Origin of the sequence: Geitlerinema sp. CS-897, from assembly GCF_028368005.1 — a bacterium.
Lineage (GTDB): Bacteria > Cyanobacteriota > Cyanobacteriia > Cyanobacteriales > Geitlerinemataceae > Baaleninema > Baaleninema simplex.
The window spans coordinates 1-8,665 of the sequence record NZ_JAQNCQ010000002.1; the positions used below are offsets into that span (position 1 = coordinate 1).

Here is an 8,665-nt window from a genome sequence, read left to right on the forward strand (position 1 = left end):
AGCGAATTCTGATGCCGTACAGCTTGCCCAATGGTCGTTTTGGACTCTAGCTTCCCAATTGAATCGGTAATCGCCGACGAAAATCCAAGGTTTTTGAGCTTCTCGATCGGAAAACCTTGCACCATTTTCTGAAAAAAAGTTCCAAAATCCTTACTGGGTCTACATTTCAGTTTTGTTCAGCAAGCCCTACGACAGTCACGTCACCAGCTTGCAGCGATTTCTGAAGTTGCCCCAGTTGAGTGTCAAGTTGTGGTGGTTTCTCCTTATCAAGAGGTGGCAGAAAGCCGAATATCGCGACAGCTACCTTTGAGTCCTCGACTCCGCTCGGACTCAATCGAGAACAGCGACGAGCGTGTCCTCAACTCACCTTAAAGTCTCGAAAATATTTGGTAGCCGTCCTCGACCGAACTCAATGAGCGCATTCACCTATAAACATTACCCTTCGGAAGAGCTACCTGGGCAACTTGGCAGGTTTCCTCTGGGATGACATGGGGGCGAGGGTCTCGGTGTTGCATGGCGAATGACTCCTGAATCACGTTGACTTACTTCAATCCTAAGTAGGCTCTTGGCTGCAAAGTGTAAACTTATGTTTCGCTAGCAGCATCAGCGATAGCGAAACCCAACAACAGCTCAATTCAGTGCAGAGACTCCGATCTGATAAATTTACATTTTTGAGATGCACCCTATAAAAACTAACCTTTAATATCGTTCGTATGTTTTTTGGATCTCCTGAAATTACGGTGTAATGTGTTATGAATAATACGAAATCGAACCGGGGCGCATTGCCATGACGCTCATACAGCAAGGGGTTTGACCTGGTATAAAATCTACTTATCACCTCAAACTTTGAAGATCCTGTTTTTTACAGCCTTTTAACCGATCTTACTAATCTTAAGGTTTCATACTATTGAACGACCAATCTTAGCAGTTTGGACTGGAGCGAGCTGTTTTAACACTGCTGACATTTGTGTTTTGAAATCTTCAAAATAAGGCTATTTCGACCTTGGTGTGTAGGGTAAATCCTGTAGCCGACCTCTGGAAAGGAATGCAAGCGATTTGAGACTCCTGTTTGTACGGTTTAGCGAAAACTCTTACTCTGTAAGAATTCCAGTGATTTCTCGCGGAATAAATTTGGAAGAGCCTAAAACCCTGAAATCCTCCTCAAATCGTTTAGGCTCAAATATCGCAACCCTGAATCGCTTGTGTAACAAAATCCGGACAGAAAGGGAACAGGGAACAGGAAATCAGATTTTTTTCTAGTGTTTTAATTTTTGATGACTCATGTGGGACTGCGATATTCACAACGAATATCGTTTTATATAACCTAACAAAGTGCTAAAACAGACTAAGAGACTTCAGTAAAAGCAGTTAAAAATATCGAGAATGTCTCACTTCAAACATAAGGGCTGTTTCGTTTTCTAAGACTCAATTACAATCGCTCGCGATACTTCCATATCTTCAAGTTCGAGCGAGCGATCGAACTCAACAACGACCCAGACAGAAGCAAAAATGAACGTTCTGCGCGATTTTACGATTTACTTTCATTGGAAGCACGTCGGATTACTGGGAATAATCCACAGCGTTCTCGGGTTGGGGGGTTGGTTCAGTGCCAGTGCTGCGATCGCGCAAATCGTCCCCGACGCGACCCTCCCCGAAAACTCCCGCGTCACAGTCGAGGGCAATACTTATACGCTCGAGGGCGGAACCCAAGCCGGAAGTAACTTATTTCATTCCTTTGAAGACTTTTCTATCCCCACAGGTGCCGAGGCATTTTTCAACAACGCCACGGCGATCGACAACATTCTTACCCGCGTCACGGGGGACAACATTTCTAACCTCGACGGCTTAATTCGCGCCAACGGTACGGCGAATCTGTTTCTACTCAATCCCAACGGCATCGTCTTCGGAGAAAACGCCCGCCTGGATATCGGCGGGTCTTTTTTCGCCAGCACTGCCGATCGCTTAGAATTTGCAGGCGGACAGGTGTTCGATGCCACCTCTGCGGAGGCCACTCCCTTACTAAGCGTGAACGTTCCTGTCGGTTTGCAAATGGGGAACGCTCCCAACCCGATTCACGTCGAAGGCCGCGGTCACGGTTTTGTCAACGCTAGCATTCTGATATTACCGATCGATCTGTCTCGAGCCAACGAAGGGTTTGAGGTCGTCCCCGGCCAGACGTTAGCGTTAGTGGGAGGAGACGTTTTTCTCAACGGTGGCGTTCTCCGAGCCTCTGGCGGACAACTCGAACTAGCTAGCACGCGGGGCGGAACGGTTGGGTTCGATCGCGCCGAAGCCTCGACGGGTTGGCAATTCGACTACAGTAACACGATCGCCTCGGGAACGATTCAACTCACCGGACAAGCAGCGCTCGATACATCGGGACTGCAAGGTGGCGCGATCGCGATCGTTGGGGGCAACCTGTCGCTCGACGGTGCATCGGTGGTGTTAGTCCGAAATTTCGCGGACAGTCCCACAGCAAGTTTGAACGTTCGAGCCTCAGAATCGCTCACGCTCTCAACAGAAGCCGTCCTTCGCAGCGAAACGATCGGAGAGGGTCGAGCGGCTCCCATCGCAGTTTCGACGTCCCGACTCGTTCTTGAAGAAGGGGGTTTGATTTTCAATGTGACCTTCGGACTGGGGCAAGGCAACCGCGTCGATATTCGAGCCTCGGAATCGCTCGAGGCGAACGGAGTTTCGTCGCGCAATCCGTCAGCCGTTAGCGGTATTGGTGTGGCAACAAACAGTATTGGAAATGCGGGCGATCTGCGAATCTCGACGGGACGATTGGTCGTTCTCGACGGTGGCGGAATTGGGACTCCTGCCGGTTCGCTCGCGATGGGACAAGGCGGGAATATTTTCGTCGAGGCCACCGAATCGATCGAGCTGAGGGGCTTTTCTGAGGTCTCTTTCAATCCGAGCAATATCGATGCGGTCACCCTGGGAAGTGGCAAGGCGGGCAGTATTGCGATCGACACCCCTCGACTGATCCTTCGGGATGGAGGAGAAATTACCTCTTCCAACTTAGCAACTGGAGCGGCAGGCGATATCGCGATTCGCGCCACCGAATCGGTCGAAGTGGCAGGTGTGCCGTCCGACCCGATGGCCGTACCCACGCGAATTTCTTCAGCTACGATTCCGGCAAGCGAGGCAGCACGTTTGGTATTCGGCTTACCCGACGTACCGACAGGAGATGCTGGCAGTGTCGAGATCGTCACGCCGGATCTGCTCGTCGCCGAAGGCGGATCGGTCACCGTTCAAAATGCTGGTATCGGTCGAGCGGGTAACGTTCGCCTCGAGAGCAATTCGAGGGTGCGGCTCGAAAGGAACGGTACGATTTCTGCGGCGACGCAATTGGGAGAAGGGGGCAACCTGGCAATTCAAACCCCCTCTCTGCAATTGCGCGGGTCGAGTCAGATCTCGACTGAAGCAGGCGGTACGGGTAACGGGGGCAATATGGCGATCGCCACGGATACCCTCGTCGTTCTCGACAACAGCAGCATCGTCGCCAACGCCGTGGAAGGGGCAGGGGGCAACATTCAAATCGAGACGCAAGGCTTGTTTGTGGGGTCGCAGTCGCGGATTACTGCCAGCTCTCAGTTCGGCATCGATGGCATCGTGAGCGTCACCGAACCCGAGGTCGATACCAGTGCCGGACTCATTGAACTGAGTTCGACTCCCCTCGATCCGGCAACCCAAGTCTCCAGTGCCTGCGATGTCGCTCGCGAGAATAGTTTCGTCGTGACAGGAAACGGTGGACTTCCCCCCGATCCCACGAGGGTTCTTGGGAGTGGGACGGTGTGGGAAGATTTGCGACTGACGGAGATTTCAGAACCTGCTGACCGATCGCCTGCGATCGAGATATTTCAATACCGCGATCGCCCCCTCGTCGAAGCCACGGGATGGCATCTCGACGAGACTGGGACGGTCGAACTGGTGGCACGTCCTCGAGACCGCGATCGCCCCTTCCGCCTGCCGTCCTGTGCGTCGTTCCGTTGAGGTCGCGTCGAGTGGAGATTGTCATACTTATCTTACTTACAATGCAGGTTGTATTTGCCATACTGGAGCCGAATCTTACTGGCAGCATCGACCTGACGGAACGGTAGTGTTGCTCGATCGCCACCTTGCAAGCGGACGAATCTGGCAGTGTTACCTGCGGCCGGACTGAGAATCGATACGTATCAACACAGAAACAGGGCGATAAATTAACTGGTGAGTCGATCGCCCGGCCAAATTTCGACAGTGGCAAATCTCTATCCGTCTGTCGCGACAATGTCAACCGGTGCAGTCTATTTTTACCAGCGTTCGACGATTTACACCCGCGATCGCGTCGAACGATAAACTCGAAACGATTCCTTCAAAGCGATCGCGATCGCCGACAAACCAACTGTCTCAATTTTTTAAGTTTTCAAGAATTGACGCGATATTTCAGCTTAAAATACAGCTAGATTTGTTGTTTGTTGGGATTTATTTTCGATCGTCGCCAATTAATAGTTTTCCAATCCACCCGATCCATGAAAACGTTTCGTTTTTACGTCGTGCTAAGCACCCTCACGTTTCTCCTCGTGACAACTGGGGTTCCCGCTGTAGCACGTTTCGTTCCCAATTCAGCGGCGTTGTCGCCGACCCCGACAGCGCTTCAAGAGGCGAACCCCACAGCCGAGACTGGCAACCTCATCGAGCGGGGCAAACAGTTTTACGAGACCGGTCAGTACGATCGCGCCGCCGAAATTTGGCAAACGGCAGCACAAAGCTACCGCGAGCGGGGCGACGTTCTCAACGCCGCCCTCAGCCAAGCCTATCTATCCCTGGCCTATCAAAATCTAGGACAGTGGGAACCGGCCAGCCGTGTTGTCGATGAGGCGATCGCAAGCCTCGACGACCTCCCCTCCTCGACGAGCGATCGTTTTCTCGTCAGAGCGATCGCCCTCAACGCCAAAGGTCGCCTGTTGCTCGAACGCGGACAAGCCCAGAATGCCTTACTCACCTGGCAAGACGCCGAAGTCGCCTACGAACGCGCCGAAAACGAATCGGGACGGATCGGCAGTCAAATCAACCAAACCCAGGCATTACAAGCTCTCGGACAGTACCAACGGGCCCGCGATCGCCTCGAAGACCTCGTCACCCAACTCGAAGCCCTCCCCGACTCACCGCTAGCGGTCGAAGCCCTGAGAAATCTCGGCGTCACCCTGCAAGTCGTCGGAGACATCGATAAATCTCAAGAGGTTCTCGAACGCAGCCTCGCCATCGCCCAACGTTTGGGACTCTCCAACGACGTTCTCGCCAGCCAGTTCGCTCTGGCCAACATCGCTCGCGATCGCGGCAACACGGACGACGCGATCGCTTATTACCAATACATCGTCAGCGAAACGCGAGGTCAACTTCGCCGAGACGCATTACTCAACCAACTCAGCCTTCTGGTTCGAGCCGATCGCTGGGACGACGCCCGCGCCTTACTCCCCCAAGTCCGCACGAACCTCGATACCGGAACGGTCGATCGCGCCTCGATTTACGGCCGCGTCAACTTCGCCACCAGCCTCATGAAACTCCACGACGCTGTCGGTGAAGTGTCCGATTCCGGTGAAATCGCCAACCTGTTAGCCGAAGCCGTAGGCGACGCCCGAGATCTCGACGACGCTCGCGCCGAATCTTACAGCCTCGGACAACTCGGACATCTTTACGAACGCCGCCAACAGTGGCCAGAGGCGCAAGACCTAACCGAACGCGCCCTAACTGTCGCCCAAACCATCGACGCCCTCGACCTCGTTGCCCGTTGGGAATGGCAACTCGGCCGCCTGTTCGCCGCCCAACGTCAAGCCCCAGAAGCCCTGACGGTCTACCGTAACACCATCGACGTTTTAGAAGATTTGCGAAAAGACCTCGTCGCCATCGACCCGGACGTTCAATTTTCCTACCGAGAAAGTGTCGAACCGGTCTATCGCGAATTCGTGGGTTTGCTCCTCGACGAAGCCGGGAAGGCCCAAAATGCCAGCGATCGACAACAGATCCTCACCGAAGCTCGCAACACGCTAGAAGCCCTGCGACTGGCAGAACTCGATAACTTCTTCCGAGAAGCCTGTTTGGAAGTTCAGCCGGTATCGATCGAGCAAATCGACGAACGCGCCGCCGTTCTCTATACCGTTTTACTCTCCGATCGCCTAGCTGTGGTCTTGTCGGTTCCCAGCGAACCCCTGCAACTGTACGAAACCTTTACCGCCCCCACTGACATCGATCGCACCGTCGAGCAGTTCTTGCAATCCCTCAACCCCGCTTACGATAACGAAGTCCGGCTAAGCTATGCCAAACAGCTTTACGATCGCATCGTCGGCCCGGCCGAAACGTTACTCGACAAACACGATATCGAAACGCTCGTATTCGTTCTCGACGGACAGTTGCGGAACGTTCCCATGGCGGCCTTGTTCGACGGCGAACAGTATTTGATCGAAAAGTACAGCCTCGCCCTGACTCAGAGCTTGCAGCTATTTCAAACCCGCCGCCATCAAGACGGAACAGTTTCGGTGATGGCGGGAGGACTCAGCGAAGCCCGTCAGGGATTTCCCGCCATTCCCGAAGTCGAACGGGAAGTCAGCCTCATCTCGCAGGAAGTGTCCTCGGACGTTCTGTTGAACGAGAGCTTTACCCGAGAAGCACTCGTCCGAAGCCTCGATAAAAAGAATTTCGAGATCTTGCATTTGGCAACTCACGGTCAGTTTAGTTCCAACGCCGAAGACACCTTTCTCCTGACTTGGGACGATCGCATTAACGTTAAGGAACTCGGCCGCGTCCTGCAAACCACCACCGATCGCAATATCAACCCCCTCGACCTGCTAGTTCTCAGCGCCTGTCAAACGGCGGCGGGAGACGATCGCGCCACCTTGGGACTGGCGGGATTCGCCTTGCGATCGGGCGCTCGCAGCACCATCGCCACCCTCTGGTCGGTTCAAGACGAACCCACCGCTTCGCTGATGGTCGAGTTTTACAAACAACTCAACCGCGACCCCAATATTTCCAAAGCCGAAGCCTTGCGGCGATCGCAAGTCGCCCTTCTCACAGAAGGGATTTACGACCATCCTGCCTTTTGGGCCCCGTTCGTGCTAGTGGGAAATTGGATGTAATTCACAGTTAACCCTCGATTTCGAGGAAAGTCTCACGCCGTTTGGAAGTACTTCCAGACGGCGTTTGCCATCGTCACGACACCCGTTAAAATCGCCGCTTCGTCGATATCGAATTGGGGATGGTGCAAAGGATAGTTGCGTTGGTCTCGATAACCGACGCCCAAGCGAAACATCGTTCCGGGGGCTTTGTCTAAATACACTGAAAAATCTTCAGCCCCTAACGAGGGTTCCGTCAACAGTAGCACGGCGTCTTTTCCCCACGCTTCCTCTACAGACTCCTCGACAATTTGCGTCAGGCCGATATCGTTAATGACGGAGGGGACGAGCCGTCGATATTTGACTTCGTACCCGGCACCGTAGGTTTGACAGATGTTGGCGACGATATTTTCGATCCATTGGGGAAGCGTGGCGTGGGTTTCCGGGTGGAGCGATCGCGCCATTCCCGAGAGTTTCACGCAGTCGGCGATGGCGTTGGGGGCGCGTCCGCCGTGAATTTTTCCGATGGTCAACACGACTGGTCTCAGAGGGTTGTGGGTGCGACTGATGGCTTGCTGTAGCCCGGTAATGACTTGGGCGGCGATCCAGATGGCGTCGATCGCTTCGTAAGGTCGCGCCCCGTGGCCGGATTCTCCCGTAATCGTAATTTCGAGATCGTCGGCGGCGGCGGTCAGCGTTCCGTAACAGATGCCGATCTGACCGCTGGAGATGCTCGGGAAGACGTGAACCCCAAAAATGCTATCGACCCCTTCCATCGCGCCGTCTGCGACCATCCAGCTCGCGCCCTGTGCGATTTCTTCGGCGGGTTGGAATAGAAAGCGTACCGAACCGGGAAGCTCTGACGCCAGTTGCGACAACACCATGGCCGTTCCGAGTCCCAAGGTGGTATGAACGTCGTGACCGCAAGCGTGCATGATTCCTGTATTGCGGGAGGCGAAGCTCAAGTCGGTTCGTTCGTGAATCGGAAGGGCGTCCATGTCGGTACGGATGGCGATCCGGCGGCGATCGCGGTTTTGTCCGGCCAGTTCGCCGACAACACCAGTTTTCCCGACGCCTTCGCGCACCTGTAACCCGCAGGACGATAACACCCCGGCCACGTAAGCGGCGGTTTGGTATTCCTGGCCGCTGAGTTCGGGGTGGGTGTGGATGTGACGGCGGATTTCGATGAGTCGAGGGGCGAGTTGTTTGGCGATATCTTTGATGCGATCGAGCATCTGGGGTCAAGGTTGAGAGTGCTTTAACCATGATAGGGAGTTTCCCACCCTCCCGTTGAGAAACTCCCCTCGATCGCCACCTATTTTTAATCGTCGTCGTAATCGTCGTCGTAATCGTCGTCGTAATCGTCGTCGTAATCGTCGTCGTCGTAATCGTCGTCGTCGTAATCTTTGTTGTAATCCTTACCGTAGCCGTATCCGCGATCGATCGTACCGACGGGCGAACCGTCTTCGCGGGTTATCGAAAACGCGTCGAAATCTCCGTCGTCGTAAACTCCCGTCACCGTCACCCGCTCTCCCGGTGTCAAATCGAGGGCTTGGGAATCGCGGAGATCGGCATCG

Annotated in this window: 5 protein-coding genes and 1 pseudogene; 4 read left to right on the forward strand and 2 right to left on the reverse strand. The window is 54.2% G+C overall.

The window, feature by feature from the left end; translation table 11 throughout:
* The first annotated feature begins 1,509 nt into the window (after window positions 1-1,509).
* The 4 genes from POG22_RS00075 (at window position 1,510) to POG22_RS00090 (ending at window position 7,112) form a co-directional block, all read left to right on the forward strand.
* Window positions 1,510-3,996, forward strand: a complete 2,487-nt coding sequence (locus tag POG22_RS00075; protein WP_498902905.1) for a two-partner secretion domain-containing protein — start codon at window positions 1,510-1,512, stop codon at window positions 3,994-3,996.
* A complete protein-coding gene (locus POG22_RS00080) occupies window positions 3,980-4,165 on the forward strand; it encodes a hypothetical protein (protein WP_498902906.1) in 186 nt (61 codons plus the stop codon). Before POG22_RS00075 ends, POG22_RS00080 begins: the two co-directional genes overlap by 17 nt.
* 44 nt (window positions 4,166-4,209) lie before the next feature.
* Window positions 4,210-4,338: a hypothetical protein gene (locus POG22_RS00085; protein ID WP_498902908.1), complete on the forward strand. Its 129-nt coding sequence runs from the start codon at window positions 4,210-4,212 to the stop codon at window positions 4,336-4,338.
* Window positions 4,339-4,511: 173 nt separating this feature from the next.
* On the forward strand, window positions 4,512-7,112 hold the full coding sequence (locus tag POG22_RS00090; protein ID WP_498902910.1) for a CHAT domain-containing protein: 2,601 nt from the start codon (window positions 4,512-4,514) through the stop codon (window positions 7,110-7,112).
* Between the two features lie 32 nt (window positions 7,113-7,144).
* On the opposite strand, the gene POG22_RS00095 is transcribed toward POG22_RS00090, so the two are convergent.
* Entirely contained in the window at window positions 7,145-8,323 is a 1,179-nt protein-coding gene (locus POG22_RS00095) for a M20 family metallopeptidase (protein WP_498902911.1), read from the reverse strand.
* 86 nt (window positions 8,324-8,409) lie between these two features.
* Window positions 8,410-8,665 (reverse strand): annotated as a pseudogene (locus tag POG22_RS00100) (hypothetical protein); the annotation flags it as partial.